General features: G+C 45.4%; 21 protein-coding genes and 2 riboswitches. Of the genes, 7 read left to right on the top strand and 14 right to left on the bottom strand.

From position 1 onward, the window contains the following. Nucleotides 1-384: 384 nt before the first annotated feature. Nucleotides 385-1,230, top strand: coding sequence for a VanW family protein (locus tag KNO66_RS13125; protein WP_214742898.1), 846 nt, complete (start codon nucleotides 385-387; stop codon nucleotides 1,228-1,230). Between the two features lie 23 nt (nucleotides 1,231-1,253). On the opposite strand, the gene KNO66_RS13130 is transcribed toward KNO66_RS13125, so the two are convergent. From KNO66_RS13130 to KNO66_RS13155, 6 genes are all read right to left on the bottom strand, one after another. Beyond that, a complete protein-coding gene (locus KNO66_RS13130; RefSeq protein ID WP_251125965.1) occupies nucleotides 1,254-2,615 on the bottom strand; it encodes an NCS2 family permease in 1,362 nt (453 codons plus the stop codon). 88 nt (nucleotides 2,616-2,703) lie between these two features. Next, nucleotides 2,704-2,805: riboswitch (purine riboswitch) on the bottom strand. A 133-nt stretch (nucleotides 2,806-2,938) separates the two neighbouring features. After that, on the bottom strand, nucleotides 2,939-4,462 hold the full coding sequence (gene guaA / locus KNO66_RS13135; RefSeq protein WP_251127488.1) for a glutamine-hydrolyzing GMP synthase: 1,524 nt from the start codon (nucleotides 4,460-4,462) through the stop codon (nucleotides 2,939-2,941). A 112-nt stretch (nucleotides 4,463-4,574) separates the two neighbouring features. After that, nucleotides 4,575-4,675: riboswitch (purine riboswitch) on the bottom strand. A gap of 41 nt (nucleotides 4,676-4,716) precedes the next feature. Continuing rightward, nucleotides 4,717-6,816 carry a transglutaminase domain-containing protein gene (locus KNO66_RS13140; protein WP_214742900.1) on the bottom strand — a complete coding sequence of 700 codons (2,100 nt, stop codon included), beginning with the start codon at nucleotides 6,814-6,816 and terminating at the stop codon, nucleotides 4,717-4,719. Further along, a complete protein-coding gene (locus KNO66_RS13145; RefSeq protein ID WP_214742901.1) occupies nucleotides 6,813-7,883 on the bottom strand; it encodes a DUF58 domain-containing protein in 1,071 nt (356 codons plus the stop codon). The genes KNO66_RS13140 and KNO66_RS13145 overlap by 4 nt, the downstream gene beginning before the upstream one ends. Next, nucleotides 7,880-8,830: an AAA family ATPase gene (locus KNO66_RS13150; RefSeq protein WP_214742902.1), complete on the bottom strand. Its 951-nt coding sequence runs from the start codon at nucleotides 8,828-8,830 to the stop codon at nucleotides 7,880-7,882. Before KNO66_RS13150 ends, KNO66_RS13145 begins: the two co-directional genes overlap by 4 nt. 171 nt (nucleotides 8,831-9,001) lie before the next feature. Beyond that, a complete protein-coding gene (locus KNO66_RS13155) occupies nucleotides 9,002-9,607 on the bottom strand; it encodes a flavin reductase family protein (protein ID WP_214742903.1) in 606 nt (201 codons plus the stop codon). 236 nt (nucleotides 9,608-9,843) lie between these two features. On the opposite strand from KNO66_RS13155, the gene KNO66_RS13160 reads away from it, so the two are divergent. After that, nucleotides 9,844-11,685: an ATP-binding protein gene (locus tag KNO66_RS13160; protein ID WP_214742904.1), complete on the top strand. Its 1,842-nt coding sequence runs from the start codon at nucleotides 9,844-9,846 to the stop codon at nucleotides 11,683-11,685. A 195-nt stretch (nucleotides 11,686-11,880) separates the two neighbouring features. Continuing rightward, nucleotides 11,881-12,198 (top strand): hypothetical protein, encoded by a 318-nt coding sequence (locus tag KNO66_RS13165; protein WP_214742905.1) that lies wholly within the window; start codon nucleotides 11,881-11,883, stop codon nucleotides 12,196-12,198. A gap of 48 nt (nucleotides 12,199-12,246) precedes the next feature. Here KNO66_RS13165 and KNO66_RS13170 read toward each other — a convergent pair whose 3' ends face one another. After that, entirely contained in the window at nucleotides 12,247-13,491 is a 1,245-nt protein-coding gene (locus tag KNO66_RS13170; protein WP_251128155.1) for a tetratricopeptide repeat protein, read from the bottom strand. 285 nt (nucleotides 13,492-13,776) lie between these two features. On the opposite strand from KNO66_RS13170, the gene KNO66_RS13175 reads away from it, so the two are divergent. The 3 genes from KNO66_RS13175 to KNO66_RS13185 all read left to right on the top strand — a co-directional run bounded on the left by KNO66_RS13175 (nucleotide 13,777) and on the right by KNO66_RS13185 (nucleotide 16,500). After that, on the top strand, nucleotides 13,777-14,454 hold the full coding sequence (locus KNO66_RS13175) for a hypothetical protein (protein ID WP_214742907.1): 678 nt from the start codon (nucleotides 13,777-13,779) through the stop codon (nucleotides 14,452-14,454). A gap of 66 nt (nucleotides 14,455-14,520) precedes the next feature. Next, nucleotides 14,521-14,823, top strand: coding sequence for a hypothetical protein (locus KNO66_RS13180; protein ID WP_214742908.1), 303 nt, complete (start codon nucleotides 14,521-14,523; stop codon nucleotides 14,821-14,823). A 174-nt stretch (nucleotides 14,824-14,997) separates the two neighbouring features. Continuing rightward, complete coding sequence (locus tag KNO66_RS13185; protein ID WP_214742909.1) at nucleotides 14,998-16,500, top strand: N-acetylmuramoyl-L-alanine amidase family protein; 1,503 nt, start codon at nucleotides 14,998-15,000, stop codon at nucleotides 16,498-16,500. A 32-nt stretch (nucleotides 16,501-16,532) separates the two neighbouring features. On the opposite strand, the gene KNO66_RS13190 is transcribed toward KNO66_RS13185, so the two are convergent. Then, on the bottom strand, nucleotides 16,533-17,054 hold the full coding sequence (locus tag KNO66_RS13190) for a GNAT family N-acetyltransferase (protein WP_214742910.1): 522 nt from the start codon (nucleotides 17,052-17,054) through the stop codon (nucleotides 16,533-16,535). A 28-nt stretch (nucleotides 17,055-17,082) separates the two neighbouring features. After that, nucleotides 17,083-17,910, bottom strand: coding sequence for a type II CAAX endopeptidase family protein (locus KNO66_RS13195; protein WP_214742911.1), 828 nt, complete (start codon nucleotides 17,908-17,910; stop codon nucleotides 17,083-17,085). A 138-nt stretch (nucleotides 17,911-18,048) separates the two neighbouring features. Between KNO66_RS13195 and KNO66_RS13200 the strand changes: the two genes are divergently transcribed. Then, on the top strand, nucleotides 18,049-20,397 hold the full coding sequence (locus KNO66_RS13200; protein WP_214742912.1) for a bifunctional diguanylate cyclase/phosphodiesterase: 2,349 nt from the start codon (nucleotides 18,049-18,051) through the stop codon (nucleotides 20,395-20,397). A 39-nt stretch (nucleotides 20,398-20,436) separates the two neighbouring features. Here KNO66_RS13200 and KNO66_RS13205 read toward each other — a convergent pair whose 3' ends face one another. From KNO66_RS13205 to KNO66_RS13225, 5 genes are all read right to left on the bottom strand, one after another. Continuing rightward, a complete protein-coding gene (locus tag KNO66_RS13205; protein ID WP_214742913.1) occupies nucleotides 20,437-21,585 on the bottom strand; it encodes a mannitol-1-phosphate 5-dehydrogenase in 1,149 nt (382 codons plus the stop codon). After that, the gene (locus KNO66_RS13210) at nucleotides 21,586-22,017 is read right to left on the bottom strand and encodes a PTS mannitol transporter subunit IIA (RefSeq protein WP_214742914.1); all 432 of its coding nucleotides are present in this window, start codon (nucleotides 22,015-22,017) and stop codon (nucleotides 21,586-21,588) included. It lies immediately after the preceding gene. Nucleotides 22,018-22,064: 47 nt separating this feature from the next. Beyond that, nucleotides 22,065-23,486: a PTS mannitol transporter subunit IIBC gene (locus tag KNO66_RS13215; protein WP_214742915.1), complete on the bottom strand. Its 1,422-nt coding sequence runs from the start codon at nucleotides 23,484-23,486 to the stop codon at nucleotides 22,065-22,067. A 167-nt stretch (nucleotides 23,487-23,653) separates the two neighbouring features. Further along, nucleotides 23,654-25,684, bottom strand: coding sequence for a BglG family transcription antiterminator (locus KNO66_RS13220; RefSeq protein ID WP_214742916.1), 2,031 nt, complete (start codon nucleotides 25,682-25,684; stop codon nucleotides 23,654-23,656). Next, nucleotides 25,674-25,943, bottom strand: a complete 270-nt coding sequence (locus tag KNO66_RS13225; RefSeq protein WP_214742917.1) for a PTS sugar transporter subunit IIB — start codon at nucleotides 25,941-25,943, stop codon at nucleotides 25,674-25,676. The genes KNO66_RS13220 and KNO66_RS13225 overlap by 11 nt, the downstream gene beginning before the upstream one ends. Between the last annotated feature and the right edge of the window lie 147 nt (nucleotides 25,944-26,090).

The following is a 26,090-nucleotide window of genomic DNA, read 5'->3' on the forward strand; positions in this document are numbered from 1 at the left end:
CGTCCTGAGCCAGGATCAAACTCTCCAAAGAATTTGATATAGCTCTTAAATTGACGAAGCTTGCGCTTCATTCAAAAATTGTAAAACTTTTTTGCCTCATCGTTCAGTTTTCAAAGTTCGTCTGCCGCTCTTGGCGACTAAATGATAATAACACTTAATTCTTTTTGATGTCAACAACTTTTTTGTTTGTTCAACGTTTGTCGCTGGCAACAGAGATAACTATATCACCTGCATTTTAATCTTGCAAGCATTATTCTAAAAAAACTTTTAATTCTTTTTTCGCATCATCCAAAGTTCAAATCCCAACTTCTTGAAGGAAGAATAAATCACTATAAAGAATACACCTATATCTAATAACGACTATAAACCTATAAGGAGCCCTTCATGATGCAATCTGATCTACAGCGTCCTAAGAAACGTTCACCGCTCAGAATATGGTCCGGTACCCAAGTATATACGTTAAAGAGACGACTTGAATGGATGACGGATAAACGAAAATATGTTTCAAAACGAAATCCTGACCCGATGCCATATCTGATCCATACACACCGCACTCCTCTATATCGCCAACTCCGAGATGTCGACATGGAAGTTCAGCATAACAAGGTAACAAATCTGAAGATCGCCATCGCCAAACTGAACGGTTCTATTTTAACTCCAAACGATGTCCTCTCTTATTGGAAGATGATCGGTAAGCCGACGAAACGTAAAGGATACGTTGACGGAATGATTCTTCATTACGGAAAAGTCACCTCAGGAATCGGTGGTGGTCTATGCCAACTATCAAACTTGATGTATTGGATTACATTACATAGTCCGTTGACCGTGACGGAACGTTATCGACACAGCTACGATGTGTTCCCTGATTACCGTCGAGACCAACCATTCGGAAGTGGTGCGACGTGTTCTTACAATTATCTCGACTTACAAATTACAAACCAAACGTCACAAACGTATCAACTTCTTCTATATATAGAAGGAGATCATTTAGTCGGTGAGTGGCGTTCGAACATCCCAAATAAAGAACAGTATCGTATATACGAAGAAAATCATCACTTCACTCGTGAATGGTGGGGCGGGACGATCCGACATAACCAGATTTTTAGAGAAGTCACTTCAATGAATGGCACACATCTTCGAAACGAGTTCATTACAGAAAATCATGCAATCACGATGTACGACCCATTCCTTCCTGAAAATACCGTATACAAAAAAGCCGACTCTTCATAAAAGAGCCGGCTTTTCAAATGAACTTATGCGTGTGGCAAGAACATGAAGTATGCCAAGAAGATGACTAGCATTCCATACATGATTGGATGAATCTCCTTCGTCTTCCCTTTCGCAATCATCATGAGTGGGTAAAGGATAAACCCAAGCCCAATTCCCGTTGCGATTGATGACGTCAATGGCATCATGATAATCGTCAAGAATGCAGGAACTGCAATCTCAATCTTTTTCCAATCGATATCAAGAAGTGCCGAAGCCATGAGCACTCCAACGATGATGAGTGCAGGCGCTGTGACTGGCGCCGTCACGACTGCCAATAATGGCGAGAAGAACAACGCTAACCCGAAGAACAATCCTGCGAAGACGGCAGTCAAACCTGTGCGTCCACCAGCAGCGACACCTGCTGATGACTCAACATATGAAGTCGCTGTAGATGTTCCGAAGATTGCACCTGCTACCGTTGCAGTCGAGTCAGCTAACAACGCTTTACTTGCACGTGGTACTTTGTTTTCTTTCATAATTCCTGCTTGACGCGCTACCGCGACGAGCGTTCCCGCTGTATCAAAGAAATCGATGAAGAAGAACGTCAAGATGACAACGAGCATTTGAAGCGTGAAGACATCACCGAAGTTGATGAATGCTTGACCGAACGTTGATGACATACTTGGTGGCATGGATACAACGTCTGAGATTGCTGTCGGAGTCGGCACGAGACCGAAAATCATTCCGACGATCGCCGTCAACAGCATCCCGATGAAAATACCACCTTTTACGTCGCGTGCCATGAGCAAGGCGCTGACCACAAGACCAAATACCGCAAGTAATGTCGTACCCGTTCCAAGTGAACCAAGACTGACGAGTGTCGCTTCGTTCGCAACAACGATGCCTGCATTTTTCAAACCGATGAACGCGATGAAGAAACCAATCCCTGCAGCAACCGCCATTTTGAGCGGAGCTGGAATCGCGTTGACAATCGTTTCGCGAATTCCTGAGAGCGTCAATACGATAAAGAAGAGACCTGATACGAGTACACCCGATAAAGCCGTTTGCCATGGGATACCCATCCCGATGACGACACTATATGCGAAGAACGCGTTGAGGCCCATGCCCGGCGCAATCGCAATTGGATAGTTCGCGAGAAGCCCCATCGTCAATGAACCGACTACCGCGACAAGACCTGTCGCCACGAAGACCGCCCCTGTATCCATACCCGCTGCCCCAAGGATGTTCGGGTTAACGAACAGAATGTACGCCATTGCGAGGAATGTTGTGAATCCCGCGATCAGTTCCGTGCGAACACTCGTCCCGAGTGCCGTGAGTTGGAAGTAACGATCGATCCGACTCGTTGTTGATGGTTGTTGCTGTTCTTGCTTGAGCTGTGTGCTCATTTGTTTTCCTCCTTGTACTCGCCGTAAAACGAGAAAAGGCCCCCGGCAAATGACCGAGGACCCCACGCGAAACATACGAGGGTATACACCCTCATCTATGTCTCGCCGTAGTGAAATCATTTAAGGTGATTTCGTAGAGACTCTCGGGCCATATCCCCGACATTATACGGCAAAATATTTTATAATTGTTCGGTTATAATAAGAACGTTCTTATCGTATCAGCGTGAAAATAGAATGTCAACTAAATTTACGGATTTTAAATCGATAAAAATCGTTAATGTTCGGATTTAAAGCAAAACAGAGGGGGTTTCCCTCTGTTCAACTTATTCCCATTCGATTGTTGCAGGCGGCTTAGACGTAATGTCATACAGCACACGGTTGACGTGGCTGACTTCATTTACAATTCGGACAGAGATTTTCTCAAGTACATCCCATGGAATGCGCGCCCAATCAGACGTCATCCCATCAATTGATGTAACGGCACGAACGCCAACTGCATAGTCGTACGTACGCTCGTCACCCATGACTCCGACCGAGCGAATCGGTGTGAGCACCGTGAAGTATTGCCAGATGTCTCGTTCAAGACCCGCCTTCTTCACTTCGTCGCGTAAAATCGCATCGGATTCACGCACGATTTCTAACTTCTCTTCCGTGATTTCACCGAGGACACGAATTCCGAGACCTGGACCTGGGAACGGTTGGCGCCAAACGATATAGTCAGGAAGACCGAGCTCTGTACCGAGTGCACGGACTTCGTCTTTAAAGAGCGTGTTGAGTGGTTCGATCAACGTGAAATTCATATCTTCTGGCAATCCACCGACGTTATGGTGTGATTTGATTGTTTGTGCTGTGTCTGTCCCACTCTCGATGATGTCTGTGTAGAGCGTCCCCTGTGCGAGGAAGTCCATATCGACGAGTTTCGATGCTTCTTCATCAAATACGTAGATAAACTCGTTTCCGATAATCTTACGTTTTTGCTCAGGGTCTGAGACACCAGCCAATTTCGTCAAGAAACGCTCTTGTGCATCAATTTTAATGACCTTCATGTTGAATCCGTCTGCGAACGTCTTCATGACGCTATCCGCTTCTCCTTTACGAAGGAGACCATGATCCACGAACATACAAGTCAATTGATCACCAATCGCGCGATGAACGAGTGCCGCCACGACAGAAGAATCTACGCCACCTGAAAGGGCACAGAGCACTTGCTTGTCGCCAACGATTTCACGAATTTTCTCCACTTCGAGATCGATAAAGTTTTCCATCGACCATTCGCCTTTGGCACCACATACTTCATAGATGAAGTTTTTCAAGATGTCGTTTCCGTACTCCGAGTGACGAACCTCTGGATGGTACTGGACGCCATACATTTTCAACTCATCGTTTTTGATTGAAGCGACCGGGCAAGATGGGTTCGTCCCATCGACGATAAATCCTTCCGGTGCTTCCATGACGAGGTCACCGTGGCTCATCCATACTGTATGTTCGACTGGAAGCCCGTTGTAAATCGCTGATGCTTCCGGCGTCGAGAACAATGTCGCTTTTCCGTATTCACGATGAGCGGCACGTTCTACACGACCACCGAAGTGATGTGTCATGAGTTGCATCCCGTAGCAAATTCCGAAGATTGGAATACCTAGTTCAAAAATCTCTGGATCACAACGATATGCACCTTCCGCGTATACGCTGTTCGGTCCACCCGAGAAGATGATGCCGATCGGGTTCAATTCGCGAATCTCCGCTGCCGTCATCTTATGTGAATGCAACTCACTGTATACGCCAAGGTCACGGACACGACGTGTGATCAACTGGTTATACTGACCACCAAAATCAAGCACCAAAATCATTTCTTGTTCTACCTTCACGAAATCTCCACCTTTCTGCCTTCTCCTCAAAAAAAGGACGCGCCTCTCCCCCAGATTCACCCAAACCGAAGAAGAAGCACGCCCTTTTCTTTGTATACGAAACGTGCTCCTTCATAGTCGGTCCATTTACGGTGGTCCGGTAGAGACTCTCGCGCCAATTCACGAGTATATACGAAGGAATGCCATGTTCAATTATCTAACTAATGCGTCTATCTTACTTGATGCACCCCGTCACTTCAACTCATAATTCGACGAATCATGATTTTCCAATATTCTTTATATTTTGAATTCGGCTCTTGTTCCGCATACACTGCTTGTTCAAACAGAGCTGTTAAGCGGGTCATGTCATTTGTTTCATAATAGGCATCCACTTCTTTGGCAAGTTCCGAAGGCGTCCGACCATCGATTTTAAATCCGTTCGCGCGCAGTCGCTTCATCAAGTATCGATGCATCGAGACGAGACTTCCATCCGTGAGCGGGCGACTCATCCACCATACATACATGACTTGCCGTTCAATCACCTTCCGATTCCAAATCAGAATCGCCACAAGGAAAAGAATGACGATCCAGCCCCATACTGGGATACTCCGACTTTCTTCCTGGACATCGCCTGTTGTGACGTCATCAATCAACAAATCTTCTTGAAGACGGTTTTGCGTGTTGCCATCCGAATTTGCTTGCGGGTCGTTCGTAGCTGGCGTGTTATCTTCCGTATCCGTCTCCCGCTCCATTTGAAGTAAGTTAGCATCCGAGAAACTGATCGTTGCCTCTAATGGTACCCAACCCGCACCCTCTATGAAATATTCGACCCATGAGTGAGCGTGGCGATTTCGAATCGTGTATTCTTCTTCACCTTGAACGACTCCACGTGCATCCCCCATCGTAAATCCTTTCACCCAGCGTGTCGGAATCCCGTTTGCCCGTAGCAACACGGCAGCAGATGTGGAGAAGTTATCACAATATCCGATTTGTGTATCGAATAGGAATTGGTCGACGTAATCTGTATCCCCTTCTGGTTGGGCAACATTTTCCGTGTCGTATTGAAATTCTCCGTTTCGGAAATATGCTTCCACGGCATTTGCTTTTTCATTCGGCGTTTCACTGTCCGCCGTGATTTCCGTTGCCAAGTCACGTACCCGATCTGGTAATGCGTCCGGGAGTTGTAAATAGACTTGCTTTTCCTCATCTGTGAGGGAGCTCACTTCTTCATTTAATGCGAGCTGTTCTTCAGAAAATGCAGGAACACTGTATCGAAGTTGAATCGTTCGAGGTGTCGCCTGCCCCTCATTTTCAAAGACAATTTTCCCGGAAGGTTGCATCGTGATCGTTTCATTCGGGAATGCCTGCTCGATATCACCGACACGGAATTCGGTTCCTGATTCTGTTTCTGTCGCTTGCGGATATTCACCACCGTATGGCACAAAAGTCTGGCGGCGATCAAAACGTAACAGCGCCTGTTCAGGGGTCGTATCCACATCCGAGTCAACTAACTGTCCGCGATTATAATTAGAGTCCAACACCGGTGCCTCGACCCACCCTTTTCCTGTGTAGATGGCTTTGGACTCGATGCGCCAATAACGGGCCGGAACCCCTCGTGCGATAAAGACAATTCCATCGTCCTGTTCAAACGGACCACCTAACGCCTCATCGTTCACACCGTATCCGACTCGCCCCGGTCCACTCCCCTCTCCTTCCGTCGTCGCATTCCGGAAACTCGTCGTTATTCGGTCAGACCAATCACCTTCGAGCGTTGGGGATGCACTTGCGAGCGCAACAACTACGCTAAGAAGCAAACCGATACTGACGAACCGTACTAGTGATTGACTCGGTCGTTTCGCTAAATCGGTGACAAACAACAACAAGAGCGATGTGATGATCGCATACAAGATGTTCCGTTCTCCGTCATAAAGCGTCCAGGTGTCAAAGTAAGCCATGACACCAAGTGTCGACACAATCATGCCGAGTGCAAATCCATAACTCGGATAGGTTCTTCCGACTAGTACGGCGAATAGAAGACCAATGAGTGCCATAGCAGAAAAGAAAATGGCCTCGTTCGGTAAGTTCCCGCTCACCACCCCCATCAAATCCTGCATCCAAATCCCAAACCAGTCGACGATACTTCCGTGATAGAAGTACAGGACGATCAAGAAGTTCAAAAGAGAAATTCCAAGAAAAGCACTCCATGTCAGAAGACTAGCGAACATTGGCACAATCAATAAAAAATAAAACGGCCAATCGGAATCAAACGTCGTACTACCGACAATCGGCTCAATCCAGAAAGACAAAAGATAGGCAGCGAGCGCTGTATAGAGGATTCGTGTCACCCATGTCTTCATGCCGTCACCTCTCTTACTGCCGTATACAGATGATAACTTCCTTGCGTCTCATGCATGAGTTCACGAATTGAGTTCGTTTCAAACGGGCTGATTAAAATAATATCCCCGGTCTGTTGCGGTAGATTCCGCTTGACCCGCTCCACGAGACGCCCTTCCGCTTCCGGTGTTGCGGTGAGCAGGTAATGACCAACCTCTGCACTTTGATCCGGAAGATGGAACAAGCGCACTTGTTCTTCAATCACGTATAACTCAAATGGTAAATTTTTTCGTTCTAACTGACGAATCGCCCCAACAAGCAAGGACAAGGAACGTTCGAACGCTTCTTCATACTCTGCCGAAGCGGCAGGGACAAACACGAGAGAGAGTTTCTTCTCTTGTTCTTGGTCAAACGTTTTTGTCATCAAATTCCCCCGGCGTGCGGATGCTTTCCAGTCAATCCGTCCGATTCGATCTCCCGCCGCATATTCTCGAACTCCACTCGTCGTATTCGCCACTTCCGTATACGTGCGTGTTTGACGATATTGTTCACCACGTCCACCGATGTGTTCATCCCGTGGTAAGTCAAAAGGAAGTTCTGCGGGAGACACTTCGACAACGGTTTCGATCCGTAACGTCCTTTTACGGTCGAACAAACCAAATACATCACGCACGTGGAGAATCGTCCGGTCAAAGACATGAATCCCCCGCTTGATCGCATCGACATCATAGTGAACGACTTCGGCACGTCGAAAGAAACGGTCAACCGGAACGATTATGGTTTTGTGCTCATTAATTAGCCGCTGCGGCAATCGTTCTTCTAATGTGACCATTCCGATCAAGAAGGGATATTTTCGTTCGATTCGTAACTCGACATCCATCGATTGACCGGACACAAGTCGTTTCGTTGTCACACGACGCGATACGTTTGCGGCCGTCACGGGATAAATCATGAAGAGCGTCCAGTAGACGGTCAGCACGACGAACGACCACCATAACGTGGATGCGACGATACTACCTTCAATTCGGGCAAATGCGTACAATCCGAATGCCGCCGCCCATACAACGAACAGCTTCATCCAGTTTTTCATACTTCATTGACCTCTCGATCCATCGGGACAGGTAACGTGTCGAGCCAATCTTGAATCAATTGATTTGGCGTCTTTCCTTTATACCGTGCTTCCGCCGTCAACAAGACACGATGTCCGAGAACACTCGTCGCCATCGCTTTGACATCATCCGGCAACACAAAATCACGATTGTGAATATAGGCCCACGCTTGTGAGGCTTTCATCAATGCCAGAGTAGCCCTTGGACTTCCTCCTAAATACGTATGTGGGTCTTTCCGCGACTCATGTACCAAACGTACGATATATTGTTTGACCGCACTCGATACATGAACCTCCCTTACTTCACGCTGCATCAGTTCGACTTCTTGTTTCGTGATGACGCTATGAAGTGTTTCGAGTGGCTCCTCTTTTTCAAAGCGTGATAAGAGTGCAATCTCTTCATTGAAAGTTGGATAGCCCATTTCGATTTTGAGTAAGAAACGGTCTAGCTGCGCTTCCGGCAACGGGTATGTTCCTTCATGTTCAATCGGGTTCTGTGTCGCCATGACGAAAAATGGTGACGGTAGCACCTTCAACTCTCCGTCCACTGTCACACTTCGCTCAGCCATCGCTTCTAATAATGCCGACTGTGTCTTTGGTGAAGTCCGGTTGATTTCATCTGCCAAGATGATATTCCCCATGAGTGGACCAGGACGATATTCAAACTCTCTCGTTTTTTGGTTATACATCGAAATCCCAGTCAAGTCAGATGGCAACATGTCAGGGGTAAATTGAATACGTTTAAAATCTAAGTCGATGGCTCGACTAAACGTACGAACGAGCATGGTTTTCCCCACACCCGGTACATCCTCAAGTAAGATATGCCCTCCTGCCAATAAGGCAGTGAGACTTTTGGCGATGACTTCTTCTTTTCCGACAATGACGGTTTCAATAGCGGTGATAATCGATTGGACAGTTGGACGGTACATGACGGACTCCCCTTTTTCTCTGATCTAGGATGACTGAAAGTTAGAATGTTCTGACTTTATTGTGACATAAGCGAGTAGCGGAATGAAAGAAATACCGCACACAAATACGCTCCCTCTTTCTTTACCCAAAAAACGTGTCCATTCTTTAGAAAGAACGGACACGTTTATCGATTATTCCGGACGTTTCACATCGAAAAGTTCACCGAGTGTCGCATAGCTGTTACCAGCCATCCGACTGACTGGAGCCAACCGTTTCGCATCGATACGTCCATGCACATATAATTCCCGATCGATATGAAAACGCACGATCCGCGCAATCAGTAAATCTGCAGTCACTTCTCCATCGTGTTCGATTGGTAAATGGTGATGAAGCACGCACTCGAATCGGATCTTCGCTTCTTTAATCCCGGGTGTCGCAATCACGTCACTCGGTTGAAGCGTGAAGTTCGTTCGTGCTAATTCACTCTCATCTTCTGCCAAATTCGCAGCGGTCTCATTCACGTCAAGAACGTTTGTCTCATCCACCACATGAATCACCAACTCATTCGTATGCAACGCGTTTCGTGCAGTGTCTTTCATCACACCATTTTTTCGTTGGACGGAGATGGAGACGAGCGGTGGGTTCGAAGCCACTACATTAAAATAACTGAACGGGGCTGCATTAATCACGTCGCCATGTTGTGTCGTCACGAAGGCAATCGGCCTTGGTACAATGCTCCCAATCAAAAATTTATACGTATCACGTTCGGTCAAAGCCGACGGTTCGATGGATAACATGTACTCACACTCCTCATTTTTATCTTAAATTCAAGATAATATCTTTCATGAATAATGTCAACGTCGAGAAGATTGACACGTATATATTTTAGCAAATACGGGTAAATCGCTTTATGTGTCATATTGGCACATCGCATAAGCAAATTGTTTCATTTTCCTTTCCCCTTTTCATAAAATGCAGGGCAAGGAAGAGGTAGCCGATCGGTTTTTTATGTTCAAGGAAGGAAGTAGAAAGAATGATCAGCAAGTGGATTGAACAACTGAACAGTCGTCAAATACTCAGTATTTTATATAGTGTATGTGGATTCAGTCTCGTTTTGACCTTGATTGGAGCTTGGTTCGTGAGAGATGGGAATGTCTCAACTGCCGAGCTCACGGCCCTCCGATGGATTTGGATGATTGGACTAGTCATGTTCATCAGCGCCATTTTATTGATTGGTCGTCCGCTCATCAATCGGATGGCAAACCAGAACAGCAGACTGAAAGCGAAGAAAGAAAAACTTGAATATGTATTAAATGAATCAAAGCTAAATGAAATGAATCTTCAACACCGAAATGAGTTGATTGAAGTGTTAGCTTCGAAAGAATCACTCTTCGACTACTCTTCTGTGATTGAAAAAATTGTCTTACTCACAAAATCTGAATTTGGCGCCCTTCTCCTCACTAAAGACGGTGAAATCACATCAGTCGTACCAAAGGAGATGACAGAAGACCAACAAGAAAGTTTAAAGAAGGAGTCACTCTTGTTAAAACGAGTGATGATTTCAAAATTACCTGCAGCAACTTCTAAACGCGTCGTCGATGCGTTACACACGTATCCGTACTATATCTATGAAACGGTCATTCCGATTATGGACCCGTCAGACAATAGTCTCATCGGTTGTTTGTATTTGGCTCGTTACGATGAGCAGTATGATGCAAGTGAAAAGTCAGAGTTGAACGCGTTCGCGAGTCAACTTGCCATCTCGCTTCTTCGGATGCAGCTTTATCGTCAGATGAAACAGGATCGAAAAGAGACCGCACAATTGATTAACTCGGTGCGTGAGGCGATTTTATACGTCAACTATGAGGACGACACGATTGTAGGTAACCGCGCCTTCATCCGTATGTTTGATGACCTTCACTTTGATTACAAAGGATATGAAGAACTATCAGCCATCGACATCAATATCGAACAGCTAGCAGAGCGGGTCGATCAACAAGAGCAATTCGTTCGTTACTTCGAACGTGTTTTCGCACAAGACACACCGGAAGACGGACTCACCATTTCGATTGACCAAGGAGACTGCTTCATCCAGCTCTATGCGGAAAGCGTCTATCGTGACCGTCGACTTCGCGGAACGATGCTCGTCTTACGTGACGTCACAGCCGAGACGGAAGTAGATCGTATGAAATCCGAACTCGTATCGACCGTTTCTCACGAACTCCGAACACCCCTTTCGTCTATCTATGGATTTACCGAGCTCATGCTGTCGCGTGATTTGAAAGAAAATCGACGAGAGCTCTATTTAAAAACGATTCATGACGAGGCGAAACGACTGTCTTATCTCGTCAATGATTTCTTGGATCTACAAAAAATGGAGTCAGGAAAACAAACATTCGAATGGGAACCTGTCGATTTGTATCAACTCGTGTCCGATAGCGTTACCTTTTATCAAGAAACGACCGACCAACACGAGTTATTCATCGATGCTGATTCTGAACAAGATTTCATCATTGATGCAGATTTAGAAGGGATGCGGCAATTGCTTGGCAACCTATTGAGCAATGCCATTAAATATTCGCCGGATGGTGGGAATATCCTTGTATCGCTCGAGCGCGTAGATGAAGAAGTCGTCATGAAAGTGAGAGACCATGGTATGGGAATCCCAAGCGCCTCGCTCCCACACCTTTTCGGTAAATTTTATCGCGTCGATAATTCAGACCGCCGAAAAATCGGAGGAACCGGTCTCGGTCTCGCCATTTGTAAAGAGATTGCCAAAGCACATGATGGACAACTCCATGTAGAGTCCGTTTACGGGGAAGGAAGTACATTCATCTGTGAACTGCCAACTTCGAAAGAACACATCATGCAATAACACGGTCTTCACGACCGTGTTATTTTTGACTCTTTTTAACAAGGTAAGCAGGAATCACTTTACAAAATATAGAAAGGAAAGAGAGCGATTTATCTGAAACAATGGGGATATACCTATTCATTTATTTTTGCGCGTATTAAACTGAAAACAAGATATACTGAATATAAAGAGATGCTAGGATCGGAGGTCTTGCCATTGGATTATCGTGACCCACCCTTTTCAGAAATTGGAGATTTTAATCAATGGGGACGTTTTGAGATTGACGTTCCTCAAATAGGCGAACAAGCAAAGTTTCAGGCCGCCGCTTCTTTGATTCGAAAACATATTCCATTACGGCTTGGGGGATTTTACATCATAGCGAGCGAGGAAGAAATTTTGCACAGCGGCTCACACGATGGAAATCTTCAAAAACACTTGATTCATTTATTGCAGCAAGTCCTGAACGGTCATATAGAAGATGAACGCCTGACTCAAGAGCACGTCTGGACTGTGCACTATTTTACGACACCATAAAAAAGAACTCGATTTAAGTTCCTTCACTTATCTCGAGTTCTTTTTTATTTACTCCCAACGAGACATCATTGAGATCGTTTTTTCATAATATTCCGTTGCAAGTTTGTATTTCCCTGTGTTCCTTAATTCTCTAGATAACCATAGTGCATATTTATGTGTGTAGTATTCATCATAAGCTTCGAAATAATCCACTGCTCTTTTCAAACTGTTGATCAATTCATTTTGATTAAACTTTTTATACTTACTTACATAAATATCGAAATGATAGTCGAACTCAATTAATTCATCTTTACTCCCTTTTAGTTCATAACCAACCTCTAACCACTCCATAATACCTTCAACATTATTTTGAGCGACACTCACTTCAAGTAAAGACATGACACTATAGAGTTTACTTTTCGCTCCTTCTTTAACGTTGAAGCTATCAAGAAAATATTTTTGAGCTTTTTCTTGGTCACCAATTAAAAAATAGATATCTCCCATGTTGTTATAAAGCATTCCATAGTAATCGTTTAAATTCGCTTTATCCGCTACTTTGGCTGCTTTTTCATAATGTTCTAATGCAATTGTGTATCGTTTTCGTCGTTTGAATGATAAACCAATAATCATGTGTGATTCGATGATTCGTTCAAGGCAAAAATTCTCTTGAAAATATTCAAGTGCCGGCTTTACATAATCAATTGCTTGCGAATAATCTGTGAATCGATGATACAACGCACCCATTACATAACGCATATCTGCTTTTTCCCAATCAGGAAGACCTGAATTCATCATGTCTTTCCCTACTTTTTCTAACAAATTAACGGTTGTTTCGCGATCAGCAGACTGATATAAGAACATATAAATACACTGTATCAAATCGTATCGCAAACGATCATCACTCGATAGTTGATCTTTAATCCAACCCACTTCAATTAAATATTGAACATTGCCACCTGGCGTGATTCCGAATCGAGCCAATGTGATTAACAACGTAATATACAACTCTTTTGATTGTAGGACGACAGGATTTGTTTGAAACTTTTCAATTCGTTTAAAATACTTCTCTTCTTGCCGAGATAACAATGCTTCCTTCAAAGTATCTCGTATCTCCTTCTTCGTTTGATCGATTTTTTCACTAAAATCGTAGTAAAGCGGAACATCTAATTCCAGTCTGTCAAAAATCAATTCTAAAACTTCATCACTAGGTGTCGTTTGATTATTTTCAATTTTACTTAAATATGAAATCGAACAAATTCCTCTTGCAAGCACAGACTGCTTCATATTTTTCCGCATACGTTCTACTTTTATCAAGTTCCCAAAATTATATTCCATATCAAGCAGTAGCCCCTTCGAACTAAAATGGTCGATTTTTTTAAAAAAAATTAGTCTTTTTGTCACGCATATAGGAAACTAACCTCAAATAATCTGTCTAAATAGGCACTTTTTGAAGGAAGTTTCCCAACTGAATCATCCCCTTTTATAAATGATGACATGATAATATTGAACTAGTAAAAAGAACTTCTACAAATTACCTAGTTAATTTTTACTAAATCGTACTTTCATTTTTTATCGTAAACACGGGGGTGGAAATGACAAATGGGAAAACTAAGTTTCTTACTTGCTGAAGACTACATTAAGCCTAAAATTTATTTCAAGTCAAAGCAAGCTCCAACCTTAAATACAAAATACACATCTGAAGATTATAAGAATTTTGTAGGCTTGGAACACCTAACTCAGTTGTTATGTTCTCCTAAAGGTTTCATTGTAAACGCTTTTCAAATTGATTACTATCAATCCTTACCAAGACTTATCGCTAGATCGTTACAGCAGAGCCATTCTTTTAAAAAACTTTACATTCTAGGTCCTGAGCTCTCTCTTTCTATTTTGAAACGAAGTACCAAAACCGCATATGAAAAGCACTTGCTTGATTATGAATATATTAATGTAGAACAAAATCCTGAATTTGTCACAAGTCAATGCATTACCTTGCTAGAAGAAGGACATATTCTATATATCCTTCCGGAGACATCTGTTTGCTGGAAGCCAAGTTTACTGGGCGAATCAGATAAAATGTCTCATTCTTTCTGTAGCACATTATTAAGTCAACAAGTAGGTGTGTCAATTTTAGCAACCGCTTTAGAGAATGAATCTGGAAAGGTGACTATTTTTCCAGCAGACACACCCGATTCATACTCAGGCGATATTGAAACAAAAATTCATCAACAATCCGAAACGCTTTATTGCTTGTATGATTCATTAAACACTAAAGAATAAACAAGCCATTGGTAAATGATTTACGTATTGAACACATAAATTCACTATATGATGGAGGTTTTATTAATGAAGAAAGTAACAGGAGTATTATTTATCGCTACAGCAGTTTTACTTTTAGGAAGTTCTGTCAGACCATTAGTTGACGATATGCCTCGTATCGTCAAAATAAATGAGCCCGTCAAACTTCAGGTTGATGATATGCCTCGTATCGTCAAAGTGAATGAACCTATCAAACTATTTGTTGATGATATGCCTCGCATTGTTAAAGTAGATGAGCCTACCAAACTATTCGTCGATGATATGCCTCGCATCGTTAAAGTAGACGAACCAATTAAGCTATTTGTTGATGATATGCCCCGCATTGTATAACCCATTTTTAAAAAGACGCCTCGTGCGTCTTTTTTTGTTTTTGAAAAAAAGATAAATGAATTATATATTTCCCTCCATTTTTTCCTTTTTACTTATATAATAAACAGGGACAACTTAGATGCACTCTCATATGCCGCCCTTGTCGCTAGTTTAATGAATAAAGGAGCTTGAACATTGAATGAATCAAAATCTTCATGGAGCTTAAAACTTTTTTTAAGTTCTTCGCTTGTATTATCCGGGACAGCGATCGTCCCATTCCACTTGGATTCATCTGGAATCCAATCAACCGTCGCTGAGGCCGCTTCAACTTACACGACAACCGCCAACTTAAACCTCCGATTAAGTGCCGCAACATGGAGCCCTGTTCTCTTAACAATCCCGTCCGGCTCTAGCGTGACTTATGTCAGTACATATGGTTCATGGTATAAAGTCAGTTACGGAGGAAAAACCGGTTATGTTTCCTCTCAATACGTGAACGTCTCGAGTACTTCAAATTATTATAAAACAACAGATCGGTTAAACATGAGACTCACTGCTGCTTCCTGGAGTGATGTCGTCACCGTCATTCCTGCCGATGCTACCGTCAAATATGTCAGTCGCTATGGCTCATGGTATAAGGTCACGTTTAACGGGAAGACCGGTTATGTCGCATCGGACTATTTAACACCGACTAGCGCCCCCGTCCCACCGTCAGACTATTATAAAACGACAGCAAACTTAAATATGCGTTTAAGTGCCGCTTCTTGGAGTGATGTCGTCACGACGATTCCTTCTGGCGCAACCGTTCAGTATGTGAGCCGCTACGGCTCATGGTATAAAGTCACTTATAACGGGAAAACCGGTTATGTCGCATCAGATTATTTATCGGCTACTTCAGCTCCGGTGACACCATCATCTTATTATGAGACGACAGTCAACCTAAACATGAGACTCAGCGCCGCTTCTTGGAGCGATGTCTTGACGGTCATTCCGGCTGGATCGGTTGTCAAATATGTCAGCCGTTACGATTCTTGGTACAAAGTCACCTATAACGGAAAAACCGGTTATGTCGCCTCCGAATACCTCAAACCGACGACAGTCACAACACCGACCGATACGAACGGAACTGGCAAAACGGTTGTCATCGATGCTGGGCATGGCGGAAATGACTCCGGTGCCACGTACGGTTCCGTTTACGAGAAAGTGATTGTACTTGATATCGCCCAGCGACTTGCGAGCGTATTATCGAATACGTATGATTATAATGTGAAATTGACACGTTCAAACGATACTTATATTTCGTTAGCCGATCGCGTTTCTCTGAGTAAATCCTACAAGTCTGATGTCTTTGTCAGTCTTCATGCGAACTCCTCTGTATATAACACTGCAAATGGACATGAGGTACTCGTACCAACGTCAGAGAGTTATACGACTAACCCTTACGTCTCTGCTAGCCGTACCCTTGGCTCAACCATCAATAAAGAGATTGCTTCGCGAATCTCGACGATTCAAAATCGTGGCGTGAAATATCAGAACGTATACGTAGTCGGGAAAAACATCGCCCCGTCTACACTCGTGGAGTATGGATTTATTAGTAACTCTAGTGACCGTTCTTACTTGTTAAGTACGACATATCGTCAGCGCATGGCTGAAGCGACTGCTTCTGGTATTCATCAATTCATGCGTGCATACTACTAAAAATAAGGAACTTAGCACTCAGGCTAAGTTCCTTATTTCATGTCTTTTAGATCGATTCGCCAAATCATGTGCGGTGCACCGGGTCCCCAATAATGTTCGAGGACAAGGGTCGGTGCCCCCAATCGTTTTTGCCAATACGTTTGCGCACTTGGAAATCCTGCATCTAAATAGAAGACATGTCTTTTTCGTGCAAGCATTTCACGTCGCATTTCGGATAATACATACTGCCCCACGCCTTGTCGCTGCATGCCCGGAGTCACGTACACACTCCCTAATTCAATCGCATCACGTTCTAGCTCCAGATGTCCCGAGATAATCTCATTCGGAGGTAATAACGCTCCCGCTCCGACAATGGTACCATCCTCTTCCACGACGTACAGGTGAACCGTATCATCATCGAAATGATCCTGGATCGTCGTATTCAGACGCGCCACTTCTTCATCGAGTAAATCAGCATCTTCAAAACGCTCTCGTCGAATCAACTCACTCAAACTCTCCATGAATAAGCGCTGCAAAGATTTCACGTCTGATTGTTCGAGTGCACGAAAATTCAAGACGTCCACTTCCTTTTCTTTTTTTGTTCTACTCTTTACCCTCGCGCAAACGTCGCGTAACACTCGGATACGAGGGAAGCATTTCTTCAAGTGGCTCATAATTTAACTTCCCGTACGTCTTCCATATGACGATAATCGCTGCCGTCCATAAGATAATCGTCAAGTGAATAAACCCGATCGGATAACCACCTTCCGCTTCAAATCCGACCATCACGAGCATCACATTGAACATCGTGTGCATCAAAAAAGCAGACCACAAATTACGCGACGAGCCATTGTATACCCAAGTGATGAGGATCGTATAGGCCATCACGGCTAACCCGTACGCCCAAAACGGCAAGTTTCTCTGTCCTGTTCCAATCATAAAGAAGAGCGGAACGTGCCAAAGTGTCCAAACGATGCCTAATGTCAAACTGGCCCAGAGCGGGGCGAGTCTTGACTGCAACGCATCGAGTAAGTAGCCGCGCCATCCATACTCTTCTTGCAACGTCCCACCGAGAAACAACATGTAGAGGAAATAAGGGACAACCCACCATGGTTCGCGAACGATTAAGGCACCACTTCGATCTGTCCACCAGTAGGCAACAAGAAATAAGAACGGAATCAATACGAATGGAATCGCATATGTTTTCCAACTCATTTTAAACTGAATGCTCTTTCGAAGCAGGTGTTTGACTCCCGCCCCACCTCGAAGTCGATACATCGTCAAAATACCGGAAATGCTAGGTCCAAACGCCCCCAAGATGACGATGGCCATGATGGGTAAATCGGTCCACCAATAAAGACTCATCCAAACTACCCATGAATAGCCGAATGCAATCAATAAAAAGAAAAGAATGAATCTGTTTTTATACATTGTCAGCACCCCTTCAGCAATCTAGTACCCGTTATTTGATGCGAAGAATAACATTTGAATTTTTTATATGTAATTTTAAGTGTTCCGCATATAATGAAGTGATGAATGGATTAAATAACCTTATGAGGTATCGACACTATGGAACAGATTAGCACGCATGCAACGAGTCACAATGTATTTTTGATGATGCTCGCCTTTCTCATTGCCAGCGTTTCTGCCTTGATGGCGCTTGAATTAGCGAAACGGGTCAAAGGAGGTTTGACATCGTCTCATCGTATTTGGATTTTGTTTGGAGGTACCACGTTAGGTCTTGGGATTTGGTCCATGCATTTTGTAGCCATGCTCGGTCACGCTTCCTTACATGAAAGCACCTATTCCATCTGGCTCATTATCGGATCGATGATTCCGGCAATCGCTGGATGCATTCTGTCGTTTGGTTTGATTTCTCGCAAGACGAAATGGATGTCCTTACTGCAATCTTCCGGTTTGATGGGGTTTGGAATCGTCAGCATGCATTATATTGGCATGAAATCCATCCAAGGTGTTCAATTGGACTTTGATCCCTCATGGGTATTGGTATCCATCGGCATCGCATGGGGCGCTTCCTTCCTCGCCTTATGGGTTGGTTTCTTTTCGTCCTACGCTACGGCACGGACATCCTTGCCCGTGAAACTGATGTTCTCTCTTTTGATGGGAACAGCCATCTTCAGTATGCATCTTACCGGAATGCAAGCAACAACCATTATTCCGGATGCTTCACCCGTGAGCCGAGTCCCGATTGACCCGACCTTACTCGCATGGCTCGTCACAAGCATCGTGTTTCTTTTGTTCGGGATGTACTTGATCGCCTATACGCTAGACCGCCAAATTCAAAAACGAGATCTCTTCCAAACGACGATTTTAGAGTCGACAACGGATGCAGTGGTGACGACGACAAGTGACGGTGAAATCCAATATCAAAATCAAGCGTTCGCTCACTTATTCGAGGGATATGCGACAGAACCTTTTTTTCAAGATTATCACCCTTTATTATCGGTTCAACAGCCGTTCCACCAGCCAATACAGATTGAAACGCATCAACGCACGTTAGAAGTGACGTCTTATCCACTTCAAAATGACTCGAACAACCAAATCCTCTGGTTCATCCGGGATGTGACCAAAACGGTCGCTTCCCAGCGTCTGATTGAACATATGGCCTTTCACGATGCGTTGACCGATTTACCGAATCGTCATAAACTCGATTCCCTCTTACAGGAGAGCATCTCACAGGAGCGCTCGGTCGCCTGTTTATACATCGATGTGAACCGTTGGCGTTTCCTAAGCGATATCCTTGGGCACCACGGAGCGGATGAGTTAATTATTCAAGTCGCCGAACGTCTCAAATACACGATTCATACGGACGACGTGTTGACACGAATCGGCCCATCCGAGTTTATCATCTTACTGTTCGCGCAACGTAGTTCACTGGCTCACCAAAAAGCAGAGAAATGTATCAAGGAGATTTCATCTACGTTCGATGTAGATGGAACGACACTCGAATTGACGATGAGTGCGGGAATCAGTCATTACCCGAAAGATACACATTCCCCGAATGAATTGATTCAATTCGCTCGTTTGGCTGCCCATGAGTCCAAACGTGACGGGAAGAACAAAATTAAGACGTTTGAAGAGTCGTCTCGTCCTCAAATTTTACGTCATATCGAGATAGAAAAAGCGCTCGTTACCGCATTGAGTAAAGATGAACTCACACTCGTCTATCAACCGAAAATCGATTTGAAGCGGAATCGATTAGAAGGCGTGGAAGCGTTACTGCGATGGCAACATCCGAAAATCGGAAAGATTGCCCCGTCTGACTTTATTCCGATTGCAGAAAACACTGGATTGATTCATTTAATCGGCAATTGGGTCATTCGGGAAGGCTGTCGTACTTGGGTACGTTGGCAACGTAGCGGAATTCGTCCTTTTACGCTATCCCTAAACGTCTCCCCGCTCCAATTCGCGCGAGAAGACTTTGTCGATAAGCTCCAGTCCATTCTATTAGAGACAGGGATGAACCCGATGTTTCTCGAGTTGGAAGTGACGGAGTCATCGAAGCTATCATATGAGGCCTCGACTCGTAACAAACTGACACAGTTGCATCAACTCGGGATTCTCATCGCTCTCGATGATTTCGGGACAGGTTATTCTTCGTTCAGTCAACTTCGGGAACTTCCTGTGCAAGTATTAAAAATCGATCGTTCGTTTATCGTGAACTTATTCACCGACCGCAATCAAGAGGCCATCGTCCGCTCGATGATTCAACTCGGTCACAACCTTGGCATGAAAGTTCTCATGGAAGGCGTGGAAACGTCCGCTCAACTCGAATGGTTACTCAATGAATCCTGTGATTACGTACAAGGTTTCTATTTCAGTCACCCCTTGCATGAGACAGACGTGCCGTTTCATGTAAAAGAGACGACTACCTATCTCGAGTTCGGGAAGCACTAAAAAAACCGCTTCTGTCAAATTGACAGAAGCGGTTTTTGGTTATGACACACGTTCTTTCTCTTCTTCACGAATCAAATGATATTGATCGAGAATCAATTGCGTCAATGTATCGCTCTCATGGAGCTGCAAATATTTTTCAATCGTTGAGGAAATCCCGTGCTCCTCGATCGACAAGTTGAGTTCTGACGATTCCGAATCCTCCGGGTTGTAGTAATGAAGGGCTGCTGCAATCCCGTAAGCGAGTTCGTTCGGCTCGATGCCGTTATCCATCAATTCACGTGCCGGCTTGACGAGACGGTCGCTCGGTCCGAGTTTACGAATCGGTGAACGTGCCACACGCGACACTTCATCCTTCAATTTCGGGTTTTCAAATCGCTTGATGATCTTTTGAATGTATCGGCTATGCTCTTTCGCCTCGAATCCGTATTTCTCAAGCAATAACCAACCTGTCTCATATAAGGCGCCTTGGACGACTTGACGCACACGGCGATCTTGTAACGCCTCGTCAATCGTCGCCTTTCCGAACAACGAGCCGATATAAGAGGCGATGGCGTGTCCCGTATTGACCGTGAATAATTTTCGTTCGATATACGGTCCAATCTCTTCAACCCATGTCACACCTTGAATCGGTGGTTGTTCGTTCAGCCCTTGTGTCTCGATGACCCATTCATGGAACGTCTCGACTTCTACGTAAAGCGGGTCTTCATGTTGTTGTAGCGGGACGATACGGTCGACAGCCGCGTTCGGGAAGAAGACATTCGCCTCTCCGACACCGCCACATGACTCTACTTCTTGACGAAGAATCGCACTACCGCCGATCATGTTCTCACATGCGATGACATAGACCGGTGCGTTCTCAACTTCACGCGCACGGAGACCTTCACTGATCAATGGCGCTACTTTTGAAAGAAGTGATGGTCCGACTGCCGTCGTCACGAGATCTGCTTCTGCGATCAAGTCCACGACCCGAGCTGGTTCTTTCAAACTGTTGACACCGCGAACTCGGTCGACGACGACACGATCGACACCGTCTTCCGCGAACCCGACTTCATAATGACGTTTTGCCTCAAGTGCCTCGATGACCGTATCATTGATGTCGACAAACGTCACCTCGTAACCGCTTTGGTTGAGCAACAATCCGATAAAGCCTCGTCCGATATTTCCGGCTCCAAAATGAACAGCTTTCATTTATGCCACCTCTTCCATGAAGAGCGCCAAGATTTCTTCTTTCGTCTTCGCCTGAACAAGACGCTCTACATTGCTTTCGTCCGAGCAGAGAATCGCGATTTGCGAAAGGAGCTCTAAATGTTCATCATTCACGCCTGCAATTCCGATGACAAGTTTGGCCGTCTGACCCCCAAAGTCGACACCGTCTGGTACTTGCAGGAACGAGATTCCCGTCTTTTGAACCGCTGATTTCGCTGCTTCTGTACCGTGTGGAATGGCGACGTGATTTCCGATATAGACGTTCGCGAGTGCTTGACGTTCATGCATCGCTTCAACATACTCCGGCGTCACACAGCCGGCGTCTTGTAGGACGGCCCCGGCTGCTGTGATCGCTTCCTCTGTCGTTGCAAATGATTGGTTAAGTCGAATCATCTCTGTTTGAATGAATGGCATTTTAATTTCCTCCTAATGGCTAAACCATGTCTCTATCTGTTCTGCGTTCAAGAAATTTTGCTGCGTTCCGCTTTAATTTCTTCTACCAATTGGTCGTAGTAGTCGGCGTTCAAGAAGTTTGTGACCGAACGATGAATCGCATTCGGCGCTTGTGCTTCCGCACGCTCTGTTAAGTCTTCGTGTGTGATGACAAACTGAGCATCTTTCGGCAAGTTGCTGATGGACGTGTTCGTTACCTTGATCGGTAAGTTCGCTTTGTTGACCTTGTTTCGGAGAACCGATGCCCCCATAGCACTTGATCCCATCCCTGCATCACAAGCGAAGATGATGTGGTCCACTTTATCAAGACGATCTGTCACGAGAGCTGATGCGTAAGACTGCTTGCCTTTCATCGCACTGACGTTTTGTGTCGCTTCTTCGAGTGATACGTCCTCTGCTGCGCTCGATTTCAAGATGACGCTCGCCACAGCGAATGTGACCGTTGCTGACAACAGAATCCCTGCCACGAGACCGAGGTACGAACCGCGTGACGCCATCGCGAGAATGGCGAAGATACTACCTGGTGAAGCCGGTGCGACGAGACCGACATCAAAGAGTACGAACGTGAAGATCCCTGTTGCGCCCCCTGCGATCATCGCAAGAATTAAGACTGGCTTCATCAACACGTATGGGAAGTAAATCTCGTGAATCCCACCGAGGAAGTGAATGATAGCTGCACCTGGTGCCGTACGTTTCGCTGCACCTTTGGCGAAGAACATATATGCAAGAAGTAATCCAAGACCTGGTCCTGGGTTGGCTTCAAGTAAGAAGAGAACTGACTTTCCAGCGTCTGCGACTTGATCGACACCAAGCGGGCTTAAGATCCCGTGGTTGATGGCGTTGTTTAAGAAGAGAACTTTTGCTGGTTCGATGAAAAGACTTGCTACAGGAAGCAATTTCGCGCCGACGATCCAGTCAACACCTGCCGCCATCACTTTATCGAGGGCACTCATGATTGGACCGAAGATTTCGAATCCTCCAAGCATGAGAAGTCCACCGATGATTCCAACTGAGAAGTTGTTGACGAGCATTTCAAATCCTGCTTTAACTTTGCCTTCAAGAGCACGGTCGACTTGGCGGATAACATAACCACCGAGTGGACCCATGATCATCGCACCGAGGAACATCGGAATGTCTGTTCCGACGATAACCCCCATCGTGGCGAGTGCCCCGACGACACCGCCTCGAACGTCGTGAAGTAATTTACCACCTGTGAAACCGATGAGTAATGGCAAGAGATATGTGATTGTTGGACCAACGAGTTCTGCTAAGTTTTCGTTCGGCCACCATCCTGTCGGAATGAAGAGTGCTGTGATAATCCCCCAGGCAATGAAGGCACCGATGTTCGGCATGACCATTCCACTGAGGAAACTACCGAATCGTTGAACTTTGACTCGGACCCCGCCCGAGCTCGCTTGCGTATTCGCCATGTATAAAACCTCCAGTCGTTTAAATGTGAAAGGTTGAATGTGTAGTGTAGCTAACCGGTTTGTGCTCTACACCCATATTGTATGCCCGGAGTAAGCGCTTTCTCAATTCAATCCAGTTCACACTTTGGCAACATTTTGTGCCAAATAAAAAAATGACCATGGTTCGGTCATTTTTCGTACAACGTCTCGTGAATCATTTTCTTCATGCATTCGTGAAGCAGTAGACGAAGGTCTTCTTTTGTTCCCGTGCTGTATAGACGCATATGCTCCTCACTCTCAATGAGTGATCCACTGATCGCACTCAAGAACTGAAGCTCGACATCCCGTGCCTCTTCCGGTGCCAGAAGCACAAGAAGACGTGTTACGGGTTCGGTCGACTGATCCATCATAAGGAGCGGAATCGATGTCGTTAAATCAAACGCGAACACACTCGCCTTCTCAATCGAGGCATGTCGTCCGTGGAACAATGCCAGTTTCGTACCCGGCACCCCAAGACCCGCGACTTCGTGACGACGAAGCAGTTGGGCAGAGAGCTGAATCCCGCTTTGTACGAGATCACGTTCTTCTAAATGTGTACCGATATCAAGCAAGATATCTTCTAAACGGTCCGTATTGTTAAGTGTGACCAAATCAAACTGTTCATCCATACGTTCAAACGTCTCCACGAGTTCCCCAAGTTCGGCAAAATCAAGCATCGTTGAACGAGGCTTCGTTGCGAGCGTTTGGAATGATTGCGGTAATGACAACAAGAGATGGCGGACGCGTTGCACTTCTTCACTCGTCAAGAGCGGATTGACGATTAACGTCGGCACCGAGAGGGGTGGTAATGGTACGGTCGACAAGATGACATCATATTCTTCTAGTCGATGTTGTTCGAGTCCAAAAAGGGATGAGTTGATGACATCTTGCATCTCTGGGAATTCTTGACGTACGCGGTTGACAAGCATCTTCGACGAACCGAGTCCGGCCGAACAAACGACGAGCGCCCGATACTCACGGCGCCGTACCGGTTTGACGAGTGCTGCCGCGAAGTGCATCGCCCAAAAGACTGTCTCTTCCTCAGAGAACGTACTCGTCCCAAAGACGATGTCGGCGGCCTGTTGAATGGCCGAACGAAGTCCCGGGTAGTCGCGGTCGATATGCGGCTTGACCGTACTTGTTTCCGGAAGCGCCTGCGTATTCATACTCGAGAGAATGTGTGCGAGCAGTCCTCGTTCGAGAGCCGCGTCATCCGTAAACGTAAACCCATAGATGAGGGAGACGTGATGAATCAATTTATGCACGCGAATCTGCATGATCCAGCGTTCTTCCTCGTCTTCTTTCATCTGATCTTTAATCGAGCGCAGACGGTTCGCTTCCTCAGCGAACCAGACTCGTTCCGCCATCGAGTAAGTGATACCGAGTGCCTTTTCCATATCTGTGGCGACTTTCAAATAGTCCTCGGACCGTCCTTTTGTATACATTTCTAAAAAGAATCCGGCCGCTAACCGTTCTTGTTGCACCCCGTAAGCGAACGTGACCCGCATGATGGTGCGGTCATCCATCCGCTCAAACGAGTGCGATTTTAAATAATCATAGCCGTCTCGAAGCCCTTCTAGCATTTCTTCACATGGTACAGTCTTCAAAAAGGCTGGAATATAGTCATCTTCCCCACGGACGAAGCGATAGAATGCGAGCGTGTCCCAATGGGCAAGCAGCGCGTTGATGAGTAACTTACGCTTCTCGGACTCATAGCCGAGCACTCTAGCTCCGACTCCTTTTTTTCGCTCAACTTCTAAGTGATACTCTTCAAACCATCGATCTAACTTCTCCAAGTCTTGTGTCAACGTGCTCGGCGAGACGTGCATCTGTTTGGCGACCGCCTGTAATTTGAGCGTATCGTTCTCAAATAAGAGACGCCACGCGAGCTCAAATAAGCGGTCCTCACTCGTCGGGATCGCTTCTGCGGATAAAATGAGGTCTTCTCGTAATTGCTGCTTCGCAGACGGTTTGCCAACCAGGCTCAGTCCATGCCCACGTTGCCAAGCGAGCTCGAGCTCGAACTCTTTTAAGATGCCTTCAAGTAATTGTCGTTCCCGTTGAATCGTTCGCTCAGACAAATTCACCGCCTGCGCGATTTCGGCGAGCGGTGTCGATGTCTCGGTTGCCAATAAGTGTAGTAAAATCGAACGCTCTCGTGCGCTCCACTCATGTCTCATGCTCATCCATCCATTCTTCGACAAGTAGTCGGTATTCCTCGAGCGACAGGAGTTGTCGGACTGACCGGACACGTGCGGTTGGATGGGTGACCGAGGTCGCCCCTTCCTGATAGAGAATCAAATCCACCTCGTTTGGGATGTTTTGAATCGTTCCGTGCGTAATCGTACATGACAAGCGCCCCTCGCTTGCCTGTGCGAACAACTTCGCTGCCATTGCACTTGTCACAAACCCGCTATGGCAAGCAATGTATACGTTCATGTCAGCCCTTCTTTCGTCGCTTATCTTTATCTAATCATAAGTTGGAACCGCTTACTTCTCCTACTATTTTGCTTGTTGGCAAAGATATCGGCAAGGAGTAAAAAGGTTATGTCTACGTCACTAGACTCACTCCTTTATAAGGAGCTA

The sequence above is a fragment of the Exiguobacterium sp. s48 genome (assembly GCF_018617395.1).
In the GTDB taxonomy this organism is placed as follows: domain Bacteria; phylum Bacillota; class Bacilli; order Exiguobacteriales; family Exiguobacteriaceae; genus Exiguobacterium.

Coding starts and splice junctions, on each gene's coding strand:
- KNO66_RS13125 (WP_214742898.1), top strand. CDS start 385: ATGATGCAATCTGATCTACAGCGTCCTAAGAAACGTTCACCGCTCAGA.
- KNO66_RS13130 (WP_251125965.1), bottom strand. CDS start 2,615: ATGAGCACACAGCTCAAGCAAGAACAGCAACAACCATCAACAACGAGT.
- guaA (WP_251127488.1), bottom strand. CDS start 4,462: ATGATTTTGGTGCTTGATTTTGGTGGTCAGTATAACCAGTTGATCACA.
- KNO66_RS13140 (WP_214742900.1), bottom strand. CDS start 6,816: ATGAAGACATGGGTGACACGAATCCTCTATACAGCGCTCGCTGCCTAT.
- KNO66_RS13145 (WP_214742901.1), bottom strand. CDS start 7,883: ATGAAAAACTGGATGAAGCTGTTCGTTGTATGGGCGGCGGCATTCGGA.
- KNO66_RS13150 (WP_214742902.1), bottom strand. CDS start 8,830: ATGTACCGTCCAACTGTCCAATCGATTATCACCGCTATTGAAACCGTC.
- KNO66_RS13155 (WP_214742903.1), bottom strand. CDS start 9,607: ATGTTATCCATCGAACCGTCGGCTTTGACCGAACGTGATACGTATAAA.
- KNO66_RS13160 (WP_214742904.1), top strand. CDS start 9,844: ATGATCAGCAAGTGGATTGAACAACTGAACAGTCGTCAAATACTCAGT.
- KNO66_RS13175 (WP_214742907.1), top strand. CDS start 13,777: ATGGGAAAACTAAGTTTCTTACTTGCTGAAGACTACATTAAGCCTAAA.
- KNO66_RS13180 (WP_214742908.1), top strand. CDS start 14,521: ATGAAGAAAGTAACAGGAGTATTATTTATCGCTACAGCAGTTTTACTT.
- KNO66_RS13195 (WP_214742911.1), bottom strand. CDS start 17,910: ATGTATAAAAACAGATTCATTCTTTTCTTTTTATTGATTGCATTCGGC.
- KNO66_RS13200 (WP_214742912.1), top strand. CDS start 18,049: ATGGAACAGATTAGCACGCATGCAACGAGTCACAATGTATTTTTGATG.
- KNO66_RS13205 (WP_214742913.1), bottom strand. CDS start 21,585: ATGAAAGCTGTTCATTTTGGAGCCGGAAATATCGGACGAGGCTTTATC.
- KNO66_RS13210 (WP_214742914.1), bottom strand. CDS start 22,017: ATGCCATTCATTCAAACAGAGATGATTCGACTTAACCAATCATTTGCA.
- KNO66_RS13215 (WP_214742915.1), bottom strand. CDS start 23,486: ATGGCGAATACGCAAGCGAGCTCGGGCGGGGTCCGAGTCAAAGTTCAA.
- KNO66_RS13220 (WP_214742916.1), bottom strand. CDS start 25,684: ATGAGACATGAGTGGAGCGCACGAGAGCGTTCGATTTTACTACACTTA.
- KNO66_RS13225 (WP_214742917.1), bottom strand. CDS start 25,943: ATGAACGTATACATTGCTTGCCATAGCGGGTTTGTGACAAGTGCAATG.